This is a genomic window from Chryseobacterium metallicongregator, from assembly GCF_031324065.1.
In the GTDB taxonomy this organism is placed as follows: Bacteria; Bacteroidota; Bacteroidia; order Flavobacteriales; family Weeksellaceae; genus Chryseobacterium; species Chryseobacterium metallicongregator.
Genome location: NZ_JAVIXS010000006.1, coordinates 93,611 through 118,268, shown reverse-complemented (window position 1 = coordinate 118,268; position 24,658 = coordinate 93,611). Strand labels below are relative to the sequence as shown.

Genomic DNA, 24,658 nt, shown 5'->3' with positions numbered 1-24,658 from the left:
GAATACTCTAGTTCCTTTTAAGTAACCGAAAAATTGCAAGTTATGAAAGAAAATAAATACGACCATCCGTCATTTTTTGACCAGTATGAAAAAATGCTCCGTTCTCAGATCGGATTGGAAGGAGCTGGAGAATGGCATACTTTGAAAAATATGCTGCCAGATTTTCAAGGAAAAAATATACTGGATCTTGGATGTGGCTTTGGATGGCATTGTCGCTTTGCCATAGAAAACGGAGCAAAATCAGTGATTGGAATTGATCTTTCAGAAAGAATGCTGTCTAAAGCTCTGGAAATTAATAATATTAAAGGAATTCACTATGAAAGAAAAGCTCTGGAAGAAGTGGATTGTCCTGCCGAAAAATTTGATCTAATACTCAGTTCACTCACGTTACATTATGTAGAATCATTCGATACCATTGCGCAGCATATTTATAAATGGCTTATTCCTGGCGGATCATTTGTATTTTCAATAGAGCATCCTGTTTTCACTGCGGAAGGTAGCCAGGATTGGGTATATGATAAAAATGGTGAAAAAATCAACTGGCCGGTAGACCGCTATTTTATTGAAGGAAAAAGAAATACTACTTTCCTCGGGGAAAATCTCATTAAATATCACCGTACTTTAACTTCCTATTTGAATATTTTATTACAACACGGCTTCACCCTCAAAGAAATTATCGAGCCGGAGCCAAGTCAGGAAATGTTGAAAGAAATTCCGGAAATGAAAGAAGAACTCCGCAGACCTATGATGTTATTAATCTCTGTATTGAAATAATTTTTAGAAAATCAATTTTAATATTTTAAAAATAAAACACATCCTACTATATTGTATAGCATAGTAATTAAAATAAATCATATCTTTGTATAACACAATACATAAATATGATTATTAAAAAACTGATAACCCCACTTGTTCTGCTTTCATTTGTAACCCACACAATTAATGCGCAGACATTATCAAAAGGATATGAAAAGAAAATTGACAGCATTATCCAGACTGAATTCGGGAATAAAAATGAGCCCGGCGGAGTTTTCCTGATTACCCGAAACGGAAAAAATCTGTATCGAAAAGCATTTGGGAAAGCCAATCTTGAACTCAACGTTGATATGATTCCAGACAATGTATTCCAAATTGGTTCAATGACCAAACAGTTTACTGCCGTGGCTATTCTGCTGCTTGAGCAACAAGGAAAACTTAGTGTCACTGATCCTGTTTCCAAATACATCAAAGATTACCCTAACGGAGATAAGATCACCCTTCATCATCTTCTGACCCATACTTCAGGAATAAAGGACTTTACGAAAATGAAGTCAATCTCTTCCATTGCCCAAAAAGAAATGAAACCGGAAGAAATGGTGAATTTTTTCAAAAACGAACCTTTAGATTTCGCACCTGGAGAAAAATTTGATTACAACAATTCCGGATATGTCGTTTTGGGATATATTATCGAGCTCGTTTCAGGAAGTTCATATGAAGACTTTATTAAGAAAAATATCTTTGATAAAGCAGGAATGATCCATTCTTATTATGCTTCCGACAGAAAAGTAATTCCTCAAAGAGCTTACGGCTATCACAAAAAAGAACAAGGGTTTGTGAATAAAACCGTCATCAGTTTCAGTGTTCCATTTTCTTCCGGATCACTGATGTCTACAGCAGGTGATATGCTGAAATGGCAGCAGGCTTTAAATCAAAATTTAATATTGGATTTAAAAGAAACTCAAAAAGCCTTTCAGAAATATAAACTGAATAATGGTGAAGAATTTACTTATGGCTACGGATGGCATTTGAAAGATATCAATGGAATTCCTGACCGTGAGCATGGAGGAAGCGTCTTCGGATTTAAAAGTATGGGAGTTTACATTCCTGCTGAAGATATTTATGTGGTTGGGCTCAGCAACTGTGACTGCCACTCTCCTACTGAGGTAACCAAAAATATGGCAAAAGCTACTTTACAAGAAGTCAAAAACTCATCAAAAAAACCCTGATTTTCATTTTCGATGTCTCATTTCAGGAAGAACTTCATCAGGAACTTTGAAAACACAGATCATCACAAAAATCAGACAAAAAATATTAATCAGTAATGCAACGGAAAAAGCTTCTTGATAATACTCTATAGAAGGCTTTACTCCCAAAACATAATAGAAAACACTTCCTACAGCAACAATTCCGACTATAGCAGCAATCTGCTGAAAAGTATTATAAACACCGGAGGCATTTCCACTCAGTTTTTCAGACATTCCAGACATCGCTATGTTAGCCAGCGAAGGAATGACGAATCCTATTCCCAATCCATGTAGAAACAGCAGCAGACAGAAAACCATAAAATTCGTTTGTATCCTGAATAAAAACAACTGAACAATAAGAATGATCATGATAAAACTAAGTCCTGCTATCAGGGCTTTTTTACCATATTTTAAAATCAGTCTTACTGAAATGAATGACGCAAGGATAAAACCCAATCCCTGAAAACCGATAATCTCTCCCGCTGCTAACGGGCTGATTTTTAATCCGTCCTGAAAAAAGAGTGACAAAATATAAAAGTAGGAATCAAGCATGATAAAAAAGAATGACACCGCTATAATCCCGAGATTGAAATTTTTATAACAGAACAACTCAAAATCAATCAGATAAGCATGTTCCTTTTGGATTTTTTTCTTCTGATTTTTAATAAAGATGAATAAAATTCCGGCCGAAACCATCATTAATGAAACACTTTTGAAATGCAGTCCATCATACTCAGACATGGTTAAAGCATAAGTAGCACAGAACAATCCTGCAGAAAGAATTAAAACGCCGCCTATATCAAAGGGTTGTTTCACAGAAATTTTAGATTCGTCCAATAGCTTCAGGGTAAGGAAAATTGCTGGTAAACCTATGGGAATATTCATCAGAAAAATAAGTCTCCATGACTCTTCCATAACTGTAAGGGACGAAAAATAGCCGCCAAGAAACTGTCCCAAAACAGTTCCTATACCTATAGTAATTCCGTACCAGCCCATTGCTTTGGTGCGCTCCCTATGGTCAGAAAACAGGATCTGTATCATTGAAAGTACCTGAGGAGCCATCATTGCTGCACTTATTCCCTGCACAAATCTTGAAATAACCAACTGACCTGCTCCTACAGAAATCCCACAGGCAACAGAGCTTATCATAAAAGCTAATAATCCAATCACATACATTTTTTTTCTTCCGTAAAGATCTCCAAGTCTTCCTCCGGTAATCAGTAAAGATGCAAATCCAATAAGATAAGCCGCAATCATAAACTGCATTTCTCCGTGGGAAGCATGAAGATCACGCTGTATGGATGGTATGGATACATTAATGATAAAAATATCCATAATCGTCAATAATTGACCAAACAATACAACTATTAATTTCAAATACTTACGTTTCATTTTTATATAGATATATCTATTTTTAAATATTAAAAAAAATTAGGGAAGTAAACCCTGAATTATTTTTTTTATCTGATCAAAAGAATCATTTTGTCTGTTGATGGTAGAGGTGACAACGGCCCCTTCTATTAAAAGGAAAATATTTTCTGCTATTAAATCGGGATCAGCTATTTGACCTTTTGTAGCATATTCATTAACAAGGGTTTTGATCAAATCTTTTTGTTTTTCTTTATGCAGTTTGGCAAAACCTGAAACAGAAGGATTACCTTCTCCTATTTCAGAAACAATTTTAATGAAATGACATCCTGCAAACTTTGAAGTCTGCTGCAGCTTTTTTCTGTAATTAATAAGCGCAAGAATCTTTTCTTTTGGATCTGAAATTCTGGATGTGCTGTTTTCAAATCCTTCAAACCACTCAATTTCTTCTTTGATAAGATAAGCCTGAAGAAGATCATTCTTAGATGAAAAGTGATTGTACAAAGAACCAATAGCAATATCAGCCTCTGCAATAATCTGATTGATTCCTGTAGAATTGTATCCTTGCTTATAAAACAAATCTGAGGCAACTCTGATAATTCTTTCGCGTACTTTTTCCTTTTTCATCGTGAAAATTTTTACAAATGTAAATAAAAAAATAGATAAGTCTATCTATTTTTAAGTTAAGATAAAAAACTATATTTTAGATTCAAGAAATCATTCTCTCGTTTAAACTCTGAAATCATGAAACCGCTATCCTATTTTTTGACCTTTTTATTGCTAATAGGCGTATCTTGCACTCAGTCACAGAAAACCAATCCTGTAAAAAATATGAAATCTACTAATCCTGTTGTCTACTTTGAAATTCCCGTGAATGATCTTGAACGTGCTGAAAAGTTTTATACGGCTGTTTTCAACTTTAGTTTTGATAAAGAGATTATAGATGGCTATGAGATGGCTTTGTTTCCTTTTGAGGAGAAAAACAGTGGCATCACGGGATCCTTGGCTAAAGGAGAAGTTTACAAACCTTCTAAAAACGGAGTGATCATTTATTTTAAAACAGAGAATATTGATCAGACATTAGAAAAAGCTGTTCAGCATGGAGGTTCTGTTCTTTACCCTAAAAGGATAGACGAAAAATATGGATTTGCCGTAGCAGAATTTGAAGACTCAGAAGGAAACAGAATTGCATTGCATGAAACGGTAAAATAGCCATGCCATTCACTGCATATTATTTTTTTTAATACAGTTGACGCATATTTTGTATATTTAAACAACCATTTGAAATCTAATTGGGTAAATACTTATGGCGGAAGAACTTTATTTCATCAAGACCAATCCAACTATTGCCAAAATTAATTTGTACAATAAGCTGAGTCGTGAAGAAGAAAATATTTTAAAATTTCTTCAGCCTGAAGCGAAAAATACTCTTGAAACAATTAAAGAAAAAATAAAAGATTCCGTTGAAGAACTTACTCAGGAAGAACTTCTGCTTATTTTTCAATGGTTTCATAAAGTATACTCTTCAGATCACGAAGAAACCAAAACACAGCTTTTCATCAATGGTATTGATCTTTTTTATGAAATTCCTACAAACGTTCATGCCGAAAATTTTCTTCAGATTCTTTCAGATTATGAAAAACTGCTGAAACAGGATATGAATTATATTGTTGATTCTAAAAACTTCAATCAGTTTTTGATCTACGGAATATTTCTGACAGAAATGATCAACAGAAAACAGCATCCTGATAATATCCTTTGTGAATATCTGAAACCGGATAACCAGTCTTTGTACCTCCTGGCAGAAGACCAATGTGGTTTGAAAGATTTTGATCCCAACATCATTCCGAATCTACAGCATTATTTTGCAGACCTGTATGATCTTACCAAGTTTTACAAGGGATCTATCATCAAGCTTGAGCAGGAATAGAAAAATATTTGCAACTCATGTAACATCTTGCATTCAATAATTGTCTTTTATACATAACCAAAAAACTGCAGCTCAAAATACAGTAAAAATAATTATTGAACCAGGATAAAAACTATAACACAGCCGGCAGTCTCCTTTTACGATGTGAAGCTGCTGGCTTTTTTTATTATTTTACCAACGAATGTCTGTGACTAAGAAAATAATACATCATTCCTCCTGCAAAATAAGCCAGCACATCAAAAAAATCTGCAGTAAAATGGTTAGAAAGTTTCGGACAGATCACTTCAAATAAAAAAGAGATATACAGCACTGAGGTCAATACAAACTTCAAATCAGGTTTCCATTGATATCCAAGAATCCCATTCATTATATATTCTATCAGATAACAATACATGGGAATTGTAATACAATCTGTGAAATGATTATTGATAATGGGAATAATAATTTCGTTTCTTCTCAGCAGAATAATGAGTCCCCATACTATCATTCCCAGCAGGAACCAAAATGAAATTCTTTTTTTCATCACATATGCAAAGCAGCCATTATCACCCCAAGAATCACCTGCAATATTTTTGATATAACTTCCTGAGGATCTGTTTTGCTTTCTTGATCAGTATTTTCTGTTGATTCATAATTGAATTTCTGTTTACCTTCCATTGTCCTAAGATTTGATACTGCAAAGATATTAAATTAGAACAATTGTTCTAATTTTAAAAATATGATTTATATACACTCTGATATTCTTATCTTTGGGTTATGAAGACCAAGGATAAAATTCTGTCTAAAGCACTAGAATTATTTAATGATAAAGGGTACAACAATATTACCACAAGACATATTGCGGCTGAAATTCATATCAGTGCAGGAAATCTACATTATCATTTCAAGCACTCGGAAGACATCATTACAATCCTTTTCTCAGAGCTTACCCTGAAAATGGATGAGCTGCTGAACCAGATGAAAAAAAAGGAAAATAAAAGTCTGGAAGATCTTTACCAGTTTACCTATTCTACATGTGAAATTTTTTATTCTTACCGTTTTATATTTATCAATTTTATAGATATTCTGAATCGGAATCCTGACATCAAAACCAATTATGAAGGGATTAATTTCAGCAGAAAAGAGGAATTTCAAATGATCTTTTCAGATCTTCAGAAGAACAATATATTTCTGAAAGATGTACCTCATTTTATTATAGATGGCCTTGTTGAGCAGATTTTCATCATTGCCGACAACTGGCTTACCCATAACAGGCTTATTTTGAAACTCAATCCAAAAGAAGCCATTCAGCATTATACGCTGTTACAAATGAATCTTTTCTATCCGCTTCTCAATAAAAAACAGCAAAAGCTTTATGAACAGCAATACATCAGATAATCATATCATCATCAGAAAAGGAATTTACGATGATCTTCCGGCAATGCTGCAGCTGTTTACTGCAACAATAGATGAAGTGTGTAAAAAAGACTATGATCTTCAACAACTTGAAGCCTGGAAATCCGGTACCGAAAATAGAGAAAGATGGGTGAAAGTCATTACAGAGCAATATGTTTTGGTTGCTGTCACGGAGAATAAAATAGCAGGTTTCTGTACGCTCGATCAGGGAAATTATATTGATCTGCTTTTTGTACACAAAGATTTTCAGCACAGAGGAATTGCAACCCTTCTTTATCAACAAATTGAAAAAGAAGCTTTATTGAAAAAGAAGAAAGAACTTACTGCAGATGTAAGCAAAACAGCCAAATCATTTTTTGAAAAATCAGGTTTTAAGGTTATCCAGGAGCAGGCTGTCTACGTAAAAGGAGTTGCCATAACCAATTATAAAATGGTAAAAAACCTCATCTATTAACTTTCAGGATTATGGAATTACGTTCAGAATATAACGAGTACAGAATTTCAGTTTCACAGGAATTTGAAAATGTATTTACTCATTTCTATTTTGCTGAAAATACTTCTGAATCCTCAATGACTAAAACCCTTCTGCCTACTTATCAGACCATTCTCTTATTTTGTTTTGGGGAAAATGCTACCATGTCTACCCGGGAAAAGACCATCATAAATGTAGATAAATGTATGGTGTTCGGACCAGTGAGACAAGCCTTTGAATATACACTTCCCGCTGGCTGCTCTATCCTGGTTGCTAATTTTAAAGATGATGCGTTTTTCCGATTTTTTGGAAAAATATCCATTCAACAGTCGGTAAGGCATCCTGATGAATTATTGAAAGATAATTGTTTTACTGACCTTTGGCATCAGCTTACCCGATTAGATCCAGTCACAAAACAGGTAGATCACATTCTTGAATTCTGTAAACCTTATTTGCAGGATAGGGATATTACCAGCCAGCTTTTGAGCAGTTTTGAGAACGATCTTTTAAATCCCGTTAAAGTCATTGCAGAGCAGGCTCAACAGACGGAAAGAAACATACAGCGAAAGCAGAAAGAACAGTTTGGCTATTCTTTAAAAGAACTTAACCGTTACAACCGCTTTTTAAAAGCAATACAACTCATCGAAAAAGAAACTGAAAAACAAAATCAGGTCAAATGGTTTACCATCATTGATGAGTGTGGTTATTACGATCAAAGCCAGCTTATCCATGATTTTAAGCATTTTATCAACATTTCACCGTCTCAGTATTTAAAGTTCCAGCAGGAGATCTGCAACCCAAAATCGAAATAGTCTGTTTCGTTTTCTTACAATTTTTGAGAAGTACGTCGTACTACTTTTGTCTCATTAATCTTAACAATCAAAACAATGAGACATTTAATCATTTACACGCACCCCAATGAAAACAGTTTAAATCATCATCTTTTAAACACTGTTGTGGAAACCCTTCAATCTCACAACGAGGAAATTATCGTGAGAGATCTTTACAAAATCGGTTTCGATCCTGCTCTTTCTTTGAATGATATGCAGGGACAACGGATGGGAAAAGTATCAGATGATATAAAAACCGAACAGGATCATATTTCATGGGCAGAACAGATTACTTTTATTTATCCTATCTGGTGGACAGGCCTTCCCGCTATGATGAAAGGATATATAGACCGTGTTTTTAGTTATGGTTTTGCTTACCGCTATGATCAGGGTATACAGAAAGGGCTTCTGAAAGATAAAAAAGCTGTTATCATCAACACCCATGGAAAATCTCATGAGGAATATGAAAAAATGGGAATGGATAAAGCGCTTACCCTAACTTCCGACCATGGCATTTTCATTTATTCCGGACTGGAAATTATCAGACATTTATTTTTTGATAAAGCAGATAAAGCTTCTCCCGAAGATCTGGAAATCTGGAAAGATCAGATTAAAAATTTATACACTGAACATGTATTTAATTATTAATTTTTTTCTATGAAAACACTTATTGAAAAATAGAGAAACAACGCTATTTTACGGACTTCCTATCAAGTAACAAAGAAAATAATAAAATACAGTTTTTACATCTTTATCCTGTATTTTATTATTAAAGGATTTATGGCATGAAATTAGCTTCAAAAACCGCAAGTAAAATTGTTTTGAACCATTATTTTAAGCCATTAAGATTGATGGATGGTTAAGTTTTTCTTTTAAAACAAATCTTGTTATAACCCTACAATGCGTCTTAATGGTTTAAATATTGGATCTCCAGGAAACTCCTGTATTTTTTGCATCACAATGAAACATCTGAACAGTATATTACGTCTTCCATTCTTCAGTGAATATTATACTCCGGGCTATCGTTCGGGAAGACTTTCTATATTTGTAATCCAATAAAATAATCTAACGTATATATAGAGCCCGGACAGTACCTGTCCGGGCTTTTTCATTTTAAAACTATTCAAACATGATTCATCCATTACAAGAAAATGTGGCTATCATCCTGCCTGAAAACGGTTTGGAAGAAAAATTGGCTCAAGCCGAAAGAGAAAACAGAAAACTTTCCATCAAACTGGGATTTGATCCTACCGCTCCGGATCTGCATCTGGGACATGCGGTAGTCTTAAAAAAACTGAAACAGTTTCAGGATCTGGGCCATCAGATCATTATTGTCGTGGGAAGCTTTACGGCAAGAATTGGCGATCCCACCGGAAAAAATAAAGCCAGAAAACCTTTAAGCACTGAAGATGTTCAGCATAATGCCCAGACTTATATCAATCAGCTTTCAAAGGTAATTGATGTACAGAAGACAAAGATTGTTTTCAATTCTGACTGGCTGGACACGTTGAACTTTTCTGAGGTAATTCAGCTGCTTTCAAAAGTGACTGTTGCCCAATTGATGCACCGCAATGATTTCAATAAAAGATTCACAGAAAATATACCTATTGCCATGCATGAACTGGTTTACCCGATTCTTCAAGGCTTTGATTCTGTAAAAATAGAGTGTGATATTGAAATGGGTGGTACAGATCAGCTCTTCAACTGTACCATGGGAAGGCAGCTTCAGGAAGTACATCAAATGCCTGCTCAGATTGTGATGTGTATGCCTTTACTAAGAGGGCTTGACGGAAAGGAAAAAATGAGCAAATCCCTGAACAATATTATCGGATTGACTGACGAACCTAATGAAATGTTTGGAAAAACCATGTCTATTCCGGATGCTTTGATTGAAGAATTTATCAACCTGACTACCGATTTTTCTATTGAAGAAAAAACAACGCTTCTTTCCAGAATACAAGAAGGTGAAAATCCAATGAATATTAAGAAGCTGATTGCAAAGAATATTATCAGTCAATACCACGATACTGCTTGGGCTGAAAGTGCGGAACAGTTCTTTATCAATCAGTTTCAGAATAAAAATTTTGAAGAGAAAGTATACGAATCTGTTGCGATCAGTTCATTGAAAAGGACTGAAAATAGCATATCACTTATTGAGCTTTGCCATCAGCTTAAAAAAGACCTTAGCAAATCGGCAATCAGGAGATTAATTGAGGATGGAGGAGTTCAGATCAATACAGTCAAAATAACGGACTCAAATGAAGAAATGGAGCTGATCCCTCAAACGAAAATAAAAATCGGGAAAAGGGGCTTTTTTGAATTAGTATAAGGATGGAGGATGGGAGCTGGAGGATGGAAGTTTTGTCACACGATAAACTTATTAAGTTTTTTGATTGAGATATTTTTTAAAAGAACTTTTTAAATTAAAAGACAAAAGTGTTCTTGACAACACAAAAATAACTTCCAGCTTCCCTCCTCCATCTTCCATCTCTCAGCTTATTTCAATATCTTCGTTTTCTTAAAACTATTTCCAATGAGCTACATCATGGTTGACATAGAGTCGGACGGCCCTATTCCCGGAGATTTTTCAATGATCTGCTTCGGAGCAGTACTCGTGAATGAGGAACTGGACACTACTTTTTATGGAAAATTAAAGCCTGTTTCTGAAAAGTTCAACCCTGATGCTTTAGCCGTCTCGGGCTTCAGCAGGGAAGAAACAATGAGTTTTGATGATCCCGAGAAAGTAATGTTTTCTTTTGAAGAGTGTATTAAAACCCATTCCAAAGGAAGGCCCATATTTATCAGTGATAATAACGGTTTCGACTGGATGTTTATCTGCTGGTATTTCCATCATTTTATCGGAAGAAATCCTTTTGGCTTTTCTTCCCGAAGACTTTCTGACCTGTACTGCGGACTGGAAAAAGATACTTTTGCCCAATGGAAGCATCTCCGCAAGACGGAACACACGCACAATCCGGTTGACGATGCCAGAGGAAATGCCGAAGTTTTATTGTACATGAAAGAAGAAATGGGACTAAAAATTGCATTAAAGTAAGAACTCTAATTTTTTATTTTCAAATATGAATCCTGATCTGCATTACAAACAAGCTGATGAAACTGATATTTATTTTCTTCTCAATCTCAGAATGAAAACCATGAATCCTCATTATGAAACTTCGGGGCTTTCTACTGACAGAGAAACAACCCTTCAAAGAGTTCTGTATCAGTTTGAAAAAGCTAATATTATTTTTTTAGATAACCAACCCATCGGACTGTTAAAAGTAAACCGAACATTTACCAATATTGAGGTACTGCAGCTTCAGATAGATCCCAGCCAGCAAGGTAAAGGACTTGGGAAAAGGATTTTGTCTGATATCCTGGAGGAAGCTTCATTAGCAGGAAAAACAGTTTCATTAAGTGTCTTAAAAACCAATAAGGCCCAGCATCTTTATAAAAGTCTTGGTTTCAGAACCGTAGATGAAGATCAGTATTCTTACTTTATGGAAACGGAAAGACAGTAAATTGAATTTATTCAGGTTTCGGCTAAGGCCGTTGAATTCTTCCTTTGATTAAAACGGGCTAAAGTCCGTTTCTGTTGAATCATAATATGAATTAACTTTATAACAATCTGAAGCAAAAATCAATCAGTCTTTTGTTCTATATTTTGTGACAGGCTGACCATAATTCAGGTACTTATTATATACTATTTCGGGTGTATCGGATATAAAAAATTCCTGATCATAGTGAAAAAACGCACATTCTCTGTTACTTATATCTATTGTTAATACTCAATAGATACAGCATTTTATTTCCATCACCTTTTCCGCATTCTAAACCTGTATATCTTTGAACCGTTTCAAAAGACCGGTCATTGTGAACTTAATCATTATAAATGATTTAAACCTTTAAAGAATACTAACAATCAAATTAAAAAAGAATGCAGACAAATTTACTTTTTCAAAGGATTTTAATAATTTCCTGTATCATTTTCTGTTTAAAAAGTTTTGGTAAAACAATTGTATTGAATATCAACAATGGCAATCCTGACGGTTCTCTGTATCAGATGAATGAAAATGTAGTTATTGGAGATAAAATACGATTCACCAACAATTTAAATTACACGATTAGTCAACAAAACAGCAGCTTTATAAGTGGTCCCGAAGGCAATATTGCAATCAATATCCAGCCCGGAGCATATTATGAGCTGGAACTGACCTCAGAGACCCAGACCATGTTTACTTTTGTCCATATGAATATGCCTCAGAATAAATATTATAACAGCAGAATAAATTTAACATTTGCTGCTTTAGGGGTAAATGAGCGATCAGCAAAAGACCATGGAATGAAGGTATTTCCTAATCCATCCCGTGATATAATGCATATAACATCGGAAGAGAATATAGAAGAGATTACTCTTTTTGATGCCAGTGGAAAATTACTGTTCACTAAAAAAATAATCAATACAAAAAATAATTTCAAAGAAAATATCAATATGTCTTTTTATGTAAAAGGCAGGTACTTTCTGAAGGTAAAAAATTCTGACGACACTTACTCTACCATTCATGTGATCAAAGAATAAAAATCTGATTAAGAAATTCTCATAATTAGTTTTAATTTTTTTCTTCCGGCAATTGTTTTCAGACTTCATTCAAAAGCCGGAAGAATTTCCCATAGTTGCAAAAAATACAATATGTTTTTCATCCTTTTTCCTGACATAGAGGAAGTACTGATATGGCTTATTAAGAAAAGTATTCCTCTTCACCATCATATCCAATCATTACTTTCACAATTTAAGCTATATTTTGCACTCTTAAAAATAGGCGTCCTTATTGTGGATAAAACTTATATCCACAGGACAATTTGATTGATAACAACTTATAACTGATTGGCCATTGTGACATACATGAGCCTTCCCCCTTCTTCCGCAGACAACAGTATTTTTTTACCATCAGTGAGCTCTACCATAGAACCTGGCGGAATCTCTTTCTGTTCTGTGACATCTTTCATTCCGGATAACCCCTGATTCACAAGAACCCATTTCCCTTGATGGAAGGTAAAATATCCTACCGGCATTTTATCCTGCATCGTCAGATTTTCATTTCTTATCACTTTTCGGGAAACATGCCATTTGAACAGATACTGATTATGATATACCATTAATCTGTGATTTTCCGGCTTCCATACCTCATCATCAAATCTGAAATACAGATCTAATACCGGAAGTGTTCCCTGATGTGGTGTTCCACAGAACGGGCATTTTGGATTGCTGGTATTATCAAAGACATACCATTTTTCTGTACAGCCGGAATTCTGGCAAGGCTGTATCAGATCTACAGTTTTCAGTAATGCGGTTTCCCATTCATTGGCCGTGGGACGTCTGATGGGATCATGTAATCCGTCTATGAATGTTTTTCTGAACAATTCCGAAATATAAGGACCTGTAATGGTGTACGGAATCTTTTGGGGATCTCCCCAGAATGCATCCCATTTTCTGAGATGATCTGATTTTACATGGTTGGAATTATTTTCCGGATGTTCTACAAACATGGCTTTTTCTCCCATGGATAAAATTTCATCCTGTTCAGAATCTAAATCCCAGATTTTTCCTCCACGCAGCGGATGTCTTCTCAGCAGATACATATAAATCAGAACAGCAAGGGCATGTAGATCTGTTTTTTGATTGGGTAAATGTCTTTCCGGATCCTGAAGCTTCAAATGTTGGGTTTTCAACACTTCGGGTGCAATGAAATCTGCAGTTCCTATAACTTCCGGTGGAAAGAGTTTGGGAACCACAAGACCGTCAATATCGATGATACAGGCAGATTTTGTCACAGGATCTACCAGAATATTGTTATAAGACAAATCGGAGTGAGCCAACCCCATCTGATGGAGCTTTTTCACGCCTCTGCTGATATTAACTGCAATCTGGAAATAGCTCAGCCAATCTCCCAATTCTGACTGATCCAATCTCAACGGATATTGCTGATTTCTGAACATGGGAGCGGTAAACCATTTACCCACTTTATCCTGTCCCTGGATGTTATCTGAACCAATATAGCCTTTCGCAAAATAAAATTTATTGTGATAAACAGGAACTACAATTCCTGTGAGTTTATTTCTTTCAACGATATCATAAGGCCATCTGAATATTTCGTTCAGAAAATATTCAGAAGTATTGCCACTCTGTATACTTTGCAGATAAGTAGAAACAATCCTCATGATTCTTTCCTTCTGTCCTTCATCCAGCGGATTTCGGTAGAAAGCGACTACATAGTTTTTATCGGGTGAAAAATAAACATCTTTCATTCCGCCTCTGATAGGGTTTTCATCTACATATTCATAGGATTTGGCTGTATCCAGAACAGAAACAACTTTAATGGTCTTTTTCATGGTATTAATAGATTATGGCCAATGTACGATCATCATGATTTCCTCTGCTCCAGAAATCGCTCCAGATTAAAAGTTCTTCATCAATTTTTTCATCGTTGATAAAATCGGCTTTCGTCCGGTCATCATTATTTCCGGCAAGATCTTCAAAAAGTGCTTTCCAGCTTTCTGTATCTTCCAGTTTATTTTCTGTGGTAAATTTAGGATCATAAATACCGTCTGTCATCAGCACGAGATAGGAAAAATCTTCTACACAGGTGATCTGAAAACGGGAAACCATTCTATCATTAAAAATTTCTTTCATAGTGATAAATCGTGTACCACCACCAAACTCTCCCACATCCATTCGGTTTAAAAGTTTTACTTCAGAAAAGTCTGTATTAATCAGATTGATCGGACAGTCACCCACTCCAAAGCTCAGAATAACATATCCGAAACTGAACTTTTTAAGCAAAATAAAAATAAGTGTAGCGTGCAGATCATTCACTGAAAGGGCATTTTCTGCTGCTGTTTTTTCTAATATGTGATGAACATGTGAAACACTTTCCGATAAAATATTGATAATACTCTGTTTCGCTTCAAGCTGTTCCTGATCAGAAGGCTGAATGGTGTACAGAGTGTTGATCTTATTTTCAATCTGTTTTAAAATTTCCTGTGAGTTGAAAAACTGGTTGATCGTTGTGGTTGCCAGCCTTGAACCTTCTCTGGCAGCTTTTGCTGAACCTGCTCCATCTGAAACAGAAATAATATTCCAGCCGTCGGGAATCGTATTTACGGCGAAATCATCTTCACGAAATTTACCTTCATGAGCGTGGGAACGTCCTCTTTTGGAGGCTACAACAATTTTTTTGTCTGAAAAAGAGCCTTTGTATGAATCTTCTTCCGATTTATAAAAAGCAGCGTTCATATCACTTGGAATATTCTTCCATAAATCTTTGGGATCTGCGTTGACAAGCAGCTGTATTTTCTTAGTTTCAAGCTGATCCTGATCATAAATGTGATAAAACTGAACATGCAGATGGTACATATTATTTGTTACCGGAGTTCCTGAAATTGTATTGTTTTCAAAAGTAAGTCCTGTTTCTTCCAGGTTTCCGATATTCTGAATCTTGATGTTGGGAAACTCTTCCATATCGAAACTGAATTCATAGAACTGTTTGACACTAGCATTTTTCAACACCCAATGAACGTCTTTGAATTCTTCTTTTTCTTTATAGATAAGAGACTGCGTCATACTTTTTGGTTTGGATTCGTCAGCTGACTTCCTGAAAAACTTACCCATCATTAGCCCAGAGTTCTGTTAATATCAAACCCTCCACCGGAAAATCCGTAATAATCGGAAGTTCCACACCATGGACATTTACTGTATCCTTCTCCCCTCAGGCAGTGAATACCTCCGCACGAGCAGGTAGCTAATGCAATGGGATTGGCACAGTGAGGGCATGAAGTTCCGCCATCCAGTTCTTCGATATTGATTTTAAGATGAGTTTTCTGATTGGAAGAAAGTCTGTAGTAAGCCTTTTCATCAATTTTATAAGCCCCGTCCAATCTGTAATATCTTGTAGCCATTCCCGGTATGCTGGATTCTGCAAATGCTTTTTTAAATTTCATCAGATAAAGCTTTTCCGTTTCCTGACATTTTCCGTTCAGTACAACAAAGTTATTATCCGGAAATCTCTGTTCCATCTCTGGATCTACTTTCTCCAGAATAAGAGAATCAATTTTGGATAGATTAATTCCTTCTTTTTTTGCTTCTGTTACGCTCTGACTGGTAGTTTTAATAGAATCCGTTACCCATTTGAAAAACTCTTTGTAAGAATTCTCATCAGAATTATTGAACAGTAAAACATTGTCTGCCAAAGAACCGAGAAGTTTATAATTGGTATTTTCTCCGATAGAAACGGCAATAGTGTTAGATTTTCCGTTGTATTTGGTAGTCCATCTTTCAATGGCTTTGGTGGCATCATCCGTGGGAACTCCGTCTGTAAAAAGGAAGACGATAGGTTTCCAGTCGCCTTTTCTTTCATACGTTGTTTTCACAATATCCCTGTCGATACAATCCATCACTTTAATTAATCCCTGAGAAAGTGATGTCCCGCTTCCAATAGGAATTTTAGGTGGATAAAAACTGATAATATCCTGCATCGGAGTAATCACTTCAGCTTCTCCTGCAAAACCTATCACAGAAATGTAAACGGTTTCAAGTGAATAAGGATCTTTTTTTAATTCCCTGATGATATTGGCGATACCTTCCTGTACCTGCTCAATAGGCTCTCCTACCATAGATTCGGAGATATCTACTAAAAAATAAATAGGCAGTCTTCTCATGGTGTAAAGACAATTTTTTAAATAATAATATTAAGCTCTGATGGTGGCGGAGGTAATGTGATATTTTCTCCCGTATTCTGTGATTGTCCTCCCTGAGTAATGGAAGAACTCACCCATTTGAAAAAAGAAGAAAGGGTAATGGCATCTGTAGTATCCAGTTTTACTACATGATCGGTCAGTTCTTTCAAAAACTGTTCATCCGCTTTCGGTCCTGCCGCACATCCTACGATGGCACCAAATTCCAGTCCTCTGATTACAGGGATCATCTGCCTGTACTTCTGAATATCTGACGGTTTTCCATCTGTAAATATAAACAGTAACGGCTGCCAGTCTCCTTTTGCATCTGCCGATTCTTTCACAATTTCCCTCTGAACCAGTTCAGAAACCATTTCCAAAGCAGCTCCTGTATGCGTTGGGCCACTATCCGGACAAGTAATCTCCATTGGATAAAAACTTGCCAGATCTGTTAAGGGTATAATATTCTTAACATCTCTATCAAAGGTAATGACACTTAAATGCAAGCTGTCCATCGCCTGCGGATCCGCACGAAGCATACTGATGAGGCCATTGAAACCATTGTTCAGTGCCTGAATAGGTTCTCCGTTCATAGACCCCGAAGTATCTAATAAAAAATAAGCTAATAATCTCCTGCTCATTATAGACAAGTATTAATTCTGAAGCCGGTGAAGGGAGTCGGAGACTTCCTAGCCGGCTTTTATGTGAGTTGAAAAAAATTGAAAATCTAGTTGGAATAAGCGTATTGCTGTCTCAGAATATCAATAAAATTATCTGTATTATGCGGTTCTCCCACAGCACGGAATTTCCAATCACCATTATGACGGTATGCTTCTGCAAAAACCATTGCACATTTACCATTCATACTTGAGTCACCGGAAAGGCTGTATTTTGTTATTTCTTTTCCTGAAGCATCTACTGCACGGATAAATGCATTTTCGATCATTCCGAAGTGCTGATTATTAGTTCTTCCCTGATAAATGGTAACAATGAACACAATCTTCTGATAGCTTTGATCCAGCTGATCCAGTCTTACAATAATCTGCTCATCATCTCCATCACCTGCTCCGGTTCTATTATCTCCTGTAAGCCATACATTTCCGCTTGGATGCTGCATAGAATTGAAGAAAACCACATCTCCCTGGTAAAGCCCCATCTGTCTTCCGTCATTGGTCTGTACCGTTCTTCCAAGATTAGCTACTTTTCCGTTGCCATCTAAAAGAAATGCTACTGCATCAAGATCATATTCTGCTTCCTTGCTGAACAGTTTACCGAAGAATCCGCTGCTTTGTTTTCTTACATCCCATCCTAAACCGATGGTTACTTTTGAAAGATCATAAACGCTTTCTCCGCGGTCATTCTTTCTTAAATCTATCGTTTGTCCTTTCTGTAAATTAATTGCCATAGTTATAGTTTTTGTGTATTTGATGATTTATTTGATGATTTGTCCTTTGTAGTATTTTTCGAGGAAGAAGCCTAAATCTGCTCTGTATCCTATTCCTGAAGCTTCAAATTTCCAGCTTCCGTTTCTTTTGTACAGTCTTCCGAATTCTACTCCGGTTTCAATAGAGAAATCTTCATCCAGTTCATATTTTGCAATCTCCTGGTTGGAATGATTGTCTACCACTCTGATATAAGAGTTTCGTACCTGTCCGAAATTCTGTCTTCTTCTTTCAAAATCTTCAATCGTTACCACGAAAAGAATCTCTTCCACTCTTGAGTCTACTTTATCAAGATCTATAATAATAGCTTCATCATCGTCACCATCACTGTTTTTACCACTCGGGTCATCTCCTGTGTGGGTAAGAGCTCCATCCGGAGAATTCAGGTTATTGTAAAAAACAAAGTATTCTTCACTTACTAATTTTCTGTCAGAATCAATCATGATTGCAGAAGCATCCAGGTCAAAGTCGTAGCCGGTTCCTTCATTCGGATCCCAACCTAATCCAATCGTCATTTTCGTCAATCCTATCTCGATCTTTTGTCCTTTCTGTAGATTAATTGCCATAGTGTTTTATATTATGATTATTTTTTGCATTAAGATAGAAGTGATTTACGAATTGACCAAATTTATTGATGAAAAAATGTTCTATACCGCTTAATTTTAAACTCTTTAAGTCACAAAATAGTCATAAAAAAAGGTCCAATTAAAAAATTGAACCTTGTATAGTATACCATGTATATTGAATTAATTTTCAAATTCTTTATCTGAAACAGCATTGTTTCTTGCTTTTGCGAGCATAGGAATGGAAATTAATCCCATCACCAGCATAATGACAATCTGCAGCGGTAAAGAAATAAAAGAATAAGTAAGCCCCATTTCCCCTCCGAAATCTGCACTTTTTCCTACTGAGATGAAAAGAGCCATGAAACCATACTTCATAGCCAGGTTATACGCTCCGATTCCTCCACTGGCAGGAATAATCATTCCCAGTGTTCCCACTACAATAATGAAGAAACCGTCTGCAAAAGTAAATGCTGAGGTTTCAGGAAGGGCAAAGCAAACAAGATACGCGGCTAAATAATAGCAAATCCAGATTCCTAATGTATACAGAATGAATTTTCCTTTTTCTTTTAATTTAAAAATGGAAGTGATCCCTTGAAAAATACCATCAATAAAATTAACTACTTTTCCTAAAAACGGAACTTCTGCCAGTTTCTTTTTAAAAACAAAAAATACAATTGTTCCTATGATCAGAATGGAAAGGATCAATATTATTTTATTAGGATTTATATTCACACCTGAATTTTTATAGAATGACAGAATTGCATCATATTTGAACAATAATGTCAGTCCTAAAAACCCCATCATACAAATAAGATCCACCACTCTTTCCAAAATGATAGTCCCAAAAGATTTGTCCACAGGTACTTTTTCTACTCCATACAAAGCTGTCGCTCTAGCCACTTCTCCACTTCTCGGGATGGTAAGGTTCATCAGATATCCGAATGATATGGACCAAAGTGCATTGGAGTTTGAAATTCGGTGTCCCATCGGCTCCAGCATCAGATTCCAGCGGATCGCCCTGAACCAGTACGCCAGAAGACCAAATACGGAAGCAAACAATACCCAGATATAATTCGCTTTCGCCAGTGATTTCTGAATGACTTTAAAATCCAGCCCCCTTAAGGCCAACCATAAAAAAAAGCCTGCAAAAGCAAGCGATATTACTATTGTAAGTATTGATTTTACAGGACTTTTTGATGTGTTTTCCATGTACTACGTAAGAAGGTTTGTTTTTTCATCCGGAAAAACGATCTTTGGCTGGAAGTCTTTAGCCTCCTCTGGAATCATCTGAGCATAAGCAATAATAATGATAATATCATCTTTCTGTACTTTTCTTGCTGCAGGCCCGTTCAGACATACTTCTCCGGATTTTCTTTTCCCTTTGATCACGTAAGTATCAAAACGTTCTCCATTGTTCACATTGACAATATAGACCCTTTCTCCCACTACCAGACCGGCAGCTTCTATAAGATCTTCATCGATCGTTATACTCCCTATATAATTAAGGTCAGAGGCAGTTACTCTCACCCTATGAATCTTAGACTTGAAAACTTCTATTAACATGCTGCAAATTTATTAATAAAAATTAATAAAACAGGTCTTTATTATCATTTTAAAACTCCCACAAACACAGGGGTTTAATTTCACAAAACATAAGAAATTTAAAAATTACTTATAGATTTAACAATCATATGGTCAAAAAAATTAATTGTTTGTACACAATTTAGGATTTAATAAATACGAAAAATAATATTAACTTTTTGCTAAAGTCAATACACATAAGCATTTGGCATGATTTTAGTAACCTGTAACGTAGATTTTCTGTGAAAAGTGGAATTATCATATTTTAACTGATTTCAGTGAAAAGCAAAAAAATTTTACAAGTTTTAATAAAAAAATTGCACAATTAGAAAATAGTATTATATTTGCTATAATTACGAACTAACTTTAATATTAAAAATTATGAACAAGTCTGAATTAATCGACGCAATCGCAAAAGATGCAGGTATCACTAAAGTTGCAGCAAAAGCTGCTTTAGAATCTTTCATTGGTAATGTTACAACTACTTTAAAGAAAAAAGACGGAAAAGTTTCTTTAGTAGGTTTCGGTACTTTCTCAGTAGCTGAGAGAGCGGCTAGACAAGGTATTAACCCTGCAACTAAAAAACCAATCAAAATTGCTGCTAAAAAAGTTGCTAAATTCAAAGCTGGAGCTGATTTATCAAATGCAGTTTCAGGTGCTAAGAAAAAATAATCATTCAGATTACAAAAATTCAGGGCTGTTTCTTAGAAACAGCCTTTTTTATTTTAAATGATGAGATATAGAATTAAACCATTAAGAAGATTTAAGGGGGTAAGAATTATTAAGTTTTGGCTGAAGCCCCTATCATTATGCATAATAAAAATAAGCAGGCTAAAGCCCGCTTCTATTGATATTATAAATTTTATATTTTCAAGTGGTTTGTCTCATATTAAAACCACCACTTCTAACTTTCCCATTACGGAGCCAGTCTTGAAATTTTCCAGTCCAGATCTTCAAGCTGATAAATAATCCTGTCATGAAGACGATTGGGTCTTCCCTGCCAGAATTCAATTTCATAAGGTCTTGCAAGATATCCACCCCAATTGGCAGGTCTTGGCACTTCCGTATTTTCATACTCTTTTTCCAGTTCTTTTAATTTTTCTTCCAAAAACTCTTTGTTGGGGATCACCTGGCTTTGCGGAGAGACTACAGCTCCCAGCTGACTTCCTTTGGGTCTTGAATGAAAATAGCCATCACTCAGATTTTCTGCTACCTTTTCAAGATCCGCTTTGATAATAATCTGTCTTTCAAGATTAGGCCAGAAAAAATGCAGACAAGCTTTATGATTACTTTCTATTGCTTTTCCTTTTCTGCTGTTATAATTGGTATAAAAAATAAACCCTTCATGGGTATAGGCTTTAAGAAGTACCATTCTTGTTCTTGGACACCCATCTTCTTCTACTGTAGAAACCGCCATAGCATTAGCTTCTGAGATCATTGGACTCTCATTTGCTTCCAAAAACCAGTCTCTAAACTGCTCAATTGGATTTTGTTTTATCTCACTTTCAATAAGTTGGGATTTCTCGTACACTTTTCTTTTGTCGTGCAGGTTTTCCATAAATATTTTTTATTAAATTTGAGTATGAATCACTCATACAAAGGTAAAATATTAATCTCGACACCTGACATTTCCGGCGATATTTTTTCAAGATCGGTAGTATTGGTTATTGAACATAATGAAAGTGGTGCATTTGGTTTGATATTAAATAAAAAGAACAGCCAGATGAGTAGCAAGTTCAAAGATTTTTTTGACTTTAAGATTGAGGTATACGATGGAGGACCTGTAGAGAACGACAAGGTATTTTTCATTGTAAAAGGCAAAAGAGTTACAGAGATCTATACAGACATTACTGATGAATACTATCTTACAGAAGATATTGAACGTATTATTAATGGGGTTTTAAGCAGTGAACTGGATATTAACCATATCAAAATCTTTTCAGGATATTCCGGGTGGTCTCCTAATCAGCTGGATACAGAGGTTCAGAGGAAAATGTGGACGGTAGTGGATGTTTATAACCTTGATTATACGCTTCCAAACGATCAGACGCTTTGGAAGTCTATCATGCAGAATCTTGGAGGAGAATTTCTTCTCTGGGCCAACTCTCCTGAAGATATTTCACTAAACTAAAAGTATATTTTTCGTATCATACTGACAATTAACAAACTTTAAGATTCTTTTAACCAATTTTAAAGAAAGTTTTTCCGTTCTTTGGAAAACTAAAATCACTGATATGAAAGGTATTACATTACTTGCTTTATCAATATTTTCTACAGCTTTTTTATCATTTACTCCTATCAACAAAAAATACATTGTCATCGATGCCGGACATGGCGGAAATGATTTTGGGGCTATTCATGGTGAAATTCTGGAAAAAAATATTTCATTAAGTGTTGCTAAGGAAATACAGAAGATCAATGAAAGCCAGGATAAATATGAAGTTATTTTAACCAGGGATTCAGATAGTGCTCCTACTCTTGCCGAAAGAACAGATCTGATCAACAAGCTGAACCCTGAAATGGTGATTTCCCTTCACGTGAACAGTTCTCCTGAAAAAGAAAAATCCGACAACGGATTTGAAGTTTACGTTCAGAATTCTGATGTTTCAAAGGAATTGGCCGGAAAAATCTATAAGAAATTCAATGCCCGTAAAATATCGGAGAGTAATCTTCACATGCTAAGAGAAACCAAAGCACCTGCTGTATTGGTAGAACTTGGCTTCATTAATAATTCTGACAACAGGAATTATATTACCAGTGAAAAGGGGCAAAAAGAAATCGCACAAAAATTTGTTGAAATTATCAACGAATATTAAATAAAAAAACAATTTCTGATTTACTCAGAATAAAACCCGGTAAAGGACTTCTGGAACTTTGTTGTTTACCGGGTTTGTCAATTTTTATGCATTAAAACTTTTCTTCCAGCTTTCTACCAGTTCTGAGAAACGGGAAGTTTCAAAAGTCTTGTTTCTTATCTTACCTACAGAAAACATACCTTTCTCGTCAGAAATCATTAAAATTTCTTCAGCTTTCTGAGATTCAAATGCGATAATCTCGTGTTCCTGGATATCAGCAAGGTTATTTTTATGTAAAAAAGTTACAAAGTTTTCCATCAAAGGAGAAATGTAAGCTCCTTCAGTCTGTTTTGGTACTTTAATCACGTCACCTTCTAAAAAAAGAAGATTTCCGGTAGTGGTACGTGCTATTCTTTTGTTTGGATTAAGAAGAATCACGTCGTCAAGGTCATTTTCCTGGGCATAGATCACTCCATAAATATTTTCCGGACAATGAACTCTGATATTGCTCAAAAGGTTGTTATTAACGTTAATTTCTTTAATCAAATCCAATTCCAAAGGTCTTTGATGAACCGCAAGCACATCCTCCATTTCTATTACTTCGTAAAAATAGGAAACGGAAGATTTTGCCAATGTCACTCCATCATTATTTCTGAACACCTGGAAATTGATAATCCCGTTCTTTACTCCTTTACCTTCAATGATTTCTTTTTGAAAAAGAGTCTGGAAAAACTCCAGGGTGTAAGTTAAAGGAATATTGAGTCTCATCTTTCTCATGGAAGCCATCAGGAAAAAGTAGCATTCTTCGTCCATGATCAATCCACCATTTCTTACAAAGAAAGAAACCTTCACTGAGTCTCCCCAAAGAAAAGCTCTGTTCTTTACATTTAACTCGTCTGATGTAAAATATTGATTTTCCAATTTTTGATGTGATTTATTTACAAAAAAATAATGAACGATAAATCGTTCATCAGTTTTATCATTTCATATAGCCCGGTATTATGCCGCACCTAGTTTTATTCTCAGGTTTTCGATAAGATTTTCCCAATACATTGCATTTTCCTCTTCATCACCTTCTTCACAGAAATCTGTAATATTTAAAGCAAGATCTTCTGTAATATCATCAATTGTGATAGTCATTTCAAAGAAATTTTTTGTTCCTTCATCTTCTTCCCATCTGAAACGCACGAAACCTTCAGGCTTATATCTGATCAAAGTGGCCTTCTCAGCAGGTCCTCCACCCCAGCTAAAAAAGAAATCATCGCCTTTCTCTGTTACCTCATCCGCAAACCATTCAGACAATCCCTCTGCAGTCGCCAGATATTCATATAAAATCTCTGATAAACAGTGCATTGGAAATTCGTAATGGACTTTATGTTTCGCCATATAATCTTTGTTTTATCGTCCCGCAATATATAAATTAATTTTTTTATTACGCAAAAAAACAATTACTTTTTTATAGAATCTGTATGATATTTATCACTGGATTCAAATCCCTGTGATGTCAGGTTTTAAAGCTAAAAATTACCATGCAAAACATAAAAAA

Annotated in this window: 30 protein-coding genes; 15 read left to right on the top strand and 15 right to left on the bottom strand. The window is 35.4% G+C overall.

Going from position 1 to position 24,658, the window contains the following annotated elements; translation table 11 throughout:
* The first annotated feature begins 42 nt into the window (after nucleotides 1-42).
* On the top strand, nucleotides 43-774 hold the full coding sequence (locus tag REB14_RS09110; RefSeq protein ID WP_309522017.1) for a class I SAM-dependent methyltransferase: 732 nt from the start codon (nucleotides 43-45) through the stop codon (nucleotides 772-774).
* A gap of 107 nt (nucleotides 775-881) precedes the next feature.
* A complete protein-coding gene (locus REB14_RS09105; RefSeq protein ID WP_309522016.1) occupies nucleotides 882-1,985 on the top strand; it encodes a serine hydrolase domain-containing protein in 1,104 nt (367 codons plus the stop codon).
* Between the two features lie 3 nt (nucleotides 1,986-1,988).
* Here REB14_RS09105 and REB14_RS09100 read toward each other — a convergent pair whose 3' ends face one another.
* On the bottom strand, nucleotides 1,989-3,395 hold the full coding sequence (locus REB14_RS09100) for an MFS transporter (RefSeq protein WP_309522015.1): 1,407 nt from the start codon (nucleotides 3,393-3,395) through the stop codon (nucleotides 1,989-1,991).
* Nucleotides 3,396-3,434: 39 nt separating this feature from the next.
* Complete coding sequence (locus REB14_RS09095; protein WP_309522014.1) at nucleotides 3,435-3,998, bottom strand: TetR/AcrR family transcriptional regulator; 564 nt, start codon at nucleotides 3,996-3,998, stop codon at nucleotides 3,435-3,437.
* A gap of 204 nt (nucleotides 3,999-4,202) precedes the next feature.
* On the opposite strand from REB14_RS09095, the gene REB14_RS09090 reads away from it, so the two are divergent.
* Together REB14_RS09090 and REB14_RS09085 are read left to right on the top strand one after the other, a co-directional pair.
* On the top strand, nucleotides 4,203-4,583 hold the full coding sequence (locus tag REB14_RS09090) for a VOC family protein (RefSeq protein WP_079242980.1): 381 nt from the start codon (nucleotides 4,203-4,205) through the stop codon (nucleotides 4,581-4,583).
* 94 nt (nucleotides 4,584-4,677) lie between these two features.
* On the top strand, nucleotides 4,678-5,301 hold the full coding sequence (locus REB14_RS09085; protein WP_079242981.1) for a hypothetical protein: 624 nt from the start codon (nucleotides 4,678-4,680) through the stop codon (nucleotides 5,299-5,301).
* A 166-nt stretch (nucleotides 5,302-5,467) separates the two neighbouring features.
* Here REB14_RS09085 and REB14_RS09080 read toward each other — a convergent pair whose 3' ends face one another.
* The gene (locus REB14_RS09080) at nucleotides 5,468-5,824 is read right to left on the bottom strand and encodes a hypothetical protein (RefSeq protein ID WP_079242982.1); all 357 of its coding nucleotides are present in this window, start codon (nucleotides 5,822-5,824) and stop codon (nucleotides 5,468-5,470) included.
* Nucleotides 5,824-5,958: a hypothetical protein gene (locus REB14_RS09075; protein ID WP_262487963.1), complete on the bottom strand. Its 135-nt coding sequence runs from the start codon at nucleotides 5,956-5,958 to the stop codon at nucleotides 5,824-5,826. Before REB14_RS09075 ends, REB14_RS09080 begins: the two co-directional genes overlap by 1 nt.
* A 99-nt stretch (nucleotides 5,959-6,057) precedes the next feature.
* Between REB14_RS09075 and REB14_RS09070 the strand changes: the two genes are divergently transcribed.
* The 8 genes from REB14_RS09070 (at nucleotide 6,058) to REB14_RS09035 (ending at nucleotide 12,577) form a co-directional block, all read left to right on the top strand.
* Nucleotides 6,058-6,678 carry a TetR/AcrR family transcriptional regulator gene (locus REB14_RS09070; RefSeq protein WP_079242983.1) on the top strand — a complete coding sequence of 207 codons (621 nt, stop codon included), beginning with the start codon at nucleotides 6,058-6,060 and terminating at the stop codon, nucleotides 6,676-6,678.
* The gene (locus REB14_RS09065) at nucleotides 6,656-7,150 is read left to right on the top strand and encodes a GNAT family N-acetyltransferase (protein ID WP_309522013.1); all 495 of its coding nucleotides are present in this window, start codon (nucleotides 6,656-6,658) and stop codon (nucleotides 7,148-7,150) included. Before REB14_RS09070 ends, REB14_RS09065 begins: the two co-directional genes overlap by 23 nt.
* A gap of 11 nt (nucleotides 7,151-7,161) precedes the next feature.
* Nucleotides 7,162-7,980: a helix-turn-helix domain-containing protein gene (locus tag REB14_RS09060; protein ID WP_309522012.1), complete on the top strand. Its 819-nt coding sequence runs from the start codon at nucleotides 7,162-7,164 to the stop codon at nucleotides 7,978-7,980.
* A gap of 75 nt (nucleotides 7,981-8,055) precedes the next feature.
* Nucleotides 8,056-8,646: an NAD(P)H-dependent oxidoreductase gene (locus tag REB14_RS09055; RefSeq protein ID WP_309522011.1), complete on the top strand. Its 591-nt coding sequence runs from the start codon at nucleotides 8,056-8,058 to the stop codon at nucleotides 8,644-8,646.
* 481 nt (nucleotides 8,647-9,127) lie between these two features.
* A complete protein-coding gene (gene tyrS / locus REB14_RS09050; protein WP_309522010.1) occupies nucleotides 9,128-10,327 on the top strand; it encodes a tyrosine--tRNA ligase in 1,200 nt (399 codons plus the stop codon).
* A 204-nt stretch (nucleotides 10,328-10,531) separates the two neighbouring features.
* Complete coding sequence (locus REB14_RS09045) at nucleotides 10,532-11,053, top strand: exonuclease (protein WP_309522009.1); 522 nt, start codon at nucleotides 10,532-10,534, stop codon at nucleotides 11,051-11,053.
* Nucleotides 11,054-11,078: 25 nt separating this feature from the next.
* Complete coding sequence (locus tag REB14_RS09040) at nucleotides 11,079-11,519, top strand: GNAT family N-acetyltransferase (RefSeq protein ID WP_309522008.1); 441 nt, start codon at nucleotides 11,079-11,081, stop codon at nucleotides 11,517-11,519.
* Between the two features lie 416 nt (nucleotides 11,520-11,935).
* The gene (locus REB14_RS09035; RefSeq protein ID WP_309522007.1) at nucleotides 11,936-12,577 is read left to right on the top strand and encodes a T9SS type A sorting domain-containing protein; all 642 of its coding nucleotides are present in this window, start codon (nucleotides 11,936-11,938) and stop codon (nucleotides 12,575-12,577) included.
* 296 nt (nucleotides 12,578-12,873) lie between these two features.
* On the opposite strand, the gene REB14_RS09030 is transcribed toward REB14_RS09035, so the two are convergent.
* From REB14_RS09030 to panD, 8 genes are all read right to left on the bottom strand, one after another.
* Nucleotides 12,874-14,388, bottom strand: coding sequence for a helix-hairpin-helix domain-containing protein (locus REB14_RS09030; protein WP_079242991.1), 1,515 nt, complete (start codon nucleotides 14,386-14,388; stop codon nucleotides 12,874-12,876).
* A 4-nt stretch (nucleotides 14,389-14,392) separates the two neighbouring features.
* Nucleotides 14,393-15,670, bottom strand: a complete 1,278-nt coding sequence (locus REB14_RS09025) for a PP2C family serine/threonine-protein phosphatase (protein ID WP_079242992.1) — start codon at nucleotides 15,668-15,670, stop codon at nucleotides 14,393-14,395.
* The gene (locus tag REB14_RS09020) at nucleotides 15,670-16,713 is read right to left on the bottom strand and encodes a TerY-C metal binding domain-containing protein (protein WP_079242993.1); all 1,044 of its coding nucleotides are present in this window, start codon (nucleotides 16,711-16,713) and stop codon (nucleotides 15,670-15,672) included. The genes REB14_RS09025 and REB14_RS09020 overlap by 1 nt, the downstream gene beginning before the upstream one ends.
* Before the next feature lie 17 nt (nucleotides 16,714-16,730).
* A complete protein-coding gene (locus tag REB14_RS09015) occupies nucleotides 16,731-17,369 on the bottom strand; it encodes a vWA domain-containing protein (RefSeq protein ID WP_034698937.1) in 639 nt (212 codons plus the stop codon).
* 86 nt (nucleotides 17,370-17,455) lie between these two features.
* Nucleotides 17,456-18,133: a TerD family protein gene (locus REB14_RS09010; protein ID WP_034698935.1), complete on the bottom strand. Its 678-nt coding sequence runs from the start codon at nucleotides 18,131-18,133 to the stop codon at nucleotides 17,456-17,458.
* Nucleotides 18,134-18,160: 27 nt separating this feature from the next.
* Nucleotides 18,161-18,736: a TerD family protein gene (locus tag REB14_RS09005; protein ID WP_034698933.1), complete on the bottom strand. Its 576-nt coding sequence runs from the start codon at nucleotides 18,734-18,736 to the stop codon at nucleotides 18,161-18,163.
* Nucleotides 18,737-18,916: 180 nt separating this feature from the next.
* The gene (locus tag REB14_RS09000) at nucleotides 18,917-19,945 is read right to left on the bottom strand and encodes a lysylphosphatidylglycerol synthase transmembrane domain-containing protein (protein WP_309522006.1); all 1,029 of its coding nucleotides are present in this window, start codon (nucleotides 19,943-19,945) and stop codon (nucleotides 18,917-18,919) included.
* 3 nt (nucleotides 19,946-19,948) lie between these two features.
* Nucleotides 19,949-20,299: an aspartate 1-decarboxylase gene (gene panD / locus REB14_RS08995; RefSeq protein ID WP_309522005.1), complete on the bottom strand. Its 351-nt coding sequence runs from the start codon at nucleotides 20,297-20,299 to the stop codon at nucleotides 19,949-19,951.
* A 399-nt stretch (nucleotides 20,300-20,698) separates the two neighbouring features.
* Here panD and REB14_RS08990 point away from each other — a divergent pair, with 399 nt between their 5' ends.
* Nucleotides 20,699-20,989, top strand: coding sequence for an HU family DNA-binding protein (locus tag REB14_RS08990; RefSeq protein ID WP_002976900.1), 291 nt, complete (start codon nucleotides 20,699-20,701; stop codon nucleotides 20,987-20,989).
* 244 nt (nucleotides 20,990-21,233) lie between these two features.
* Here the strand turns inward: REB14_RS08990 and pdxH are convergent, their stop codons facing one another.
* A complete protein-coding gene (gene pdxH / locus REB14_RS08985) occupies nucleotides 21,234-21,875 on the bottom strand; it encodes a pyridoxamine 5'-phosphate oxidase (RefSeq protein WP_034696874.1) in 642 nt (213 codons plus the stop codon).
* 24 nt (nucleotides 21,876-21,899) lie between these two features.
* Here pdxH and REB14_RS08980 point away from each other — a divergent pair, with 24 nt between their 5' ends.
* Nucleotides 21,900-22,448, top strand: coding sequence for a YqgE/AlgH family protein (locus REB14_RS08980; RefSeq protein ID WP_034696873.1), 549 nt, complete (start codon nucleotides 21,900-21,902; stop codon nucleotides 22,446-22,448).
* 103 nt (nucleotides 22,449-22,551) lie between these two features.
* Nucleotides 22,552-23,133 (top strand): N-acetylmuramoyl-L-alanine amidase family protein, encoded by a 582-nt coding sequence (locus REB14_RS08975; protein ID WP_079242995.1) that lies wholly within the window; start codon nucleotides 22,552-22,554, stop codon nucleotides 23,131-23,133.
* Between the two features lie 84 nt (nucleotides 23,134-23,217).
* Here REB14_RS08975 and REB14_RS08970 read toward each other — a convergent pair whose 3' ends face one another.
* Together REB14_RS08970 and REB14_RS08965 are read right to left on the bottom strand one after the other, a co-directional pair.
* On the bottom strand, nucleotides 23,218-24,033 hold the full coding sequence (locus REB14_RS08970) for an aminotransferase class IV (RefSeq protein WP_079242996.1): 816 nt from the start codon (nucleotides 24,031-24,033) through the stop codon (nucleotides 23,218-23,220).
* Nucleotides 24,034-24,111: 78 nt separating this feature from the next.
* Nucleotides 24,112-24,498: an START-like domain-containing protein gene (locus REB14_RS08965; protein WP_034696870.1), complete on the bottom strand. Its 387-nt coding sequence runs from the start codon at nucleotides 24,496-24,498 to the stop codon at nucleotides 24,112-24,114.
* Nucleotides 24,499-24,658 lie beyond the last annotated feature (160 nt).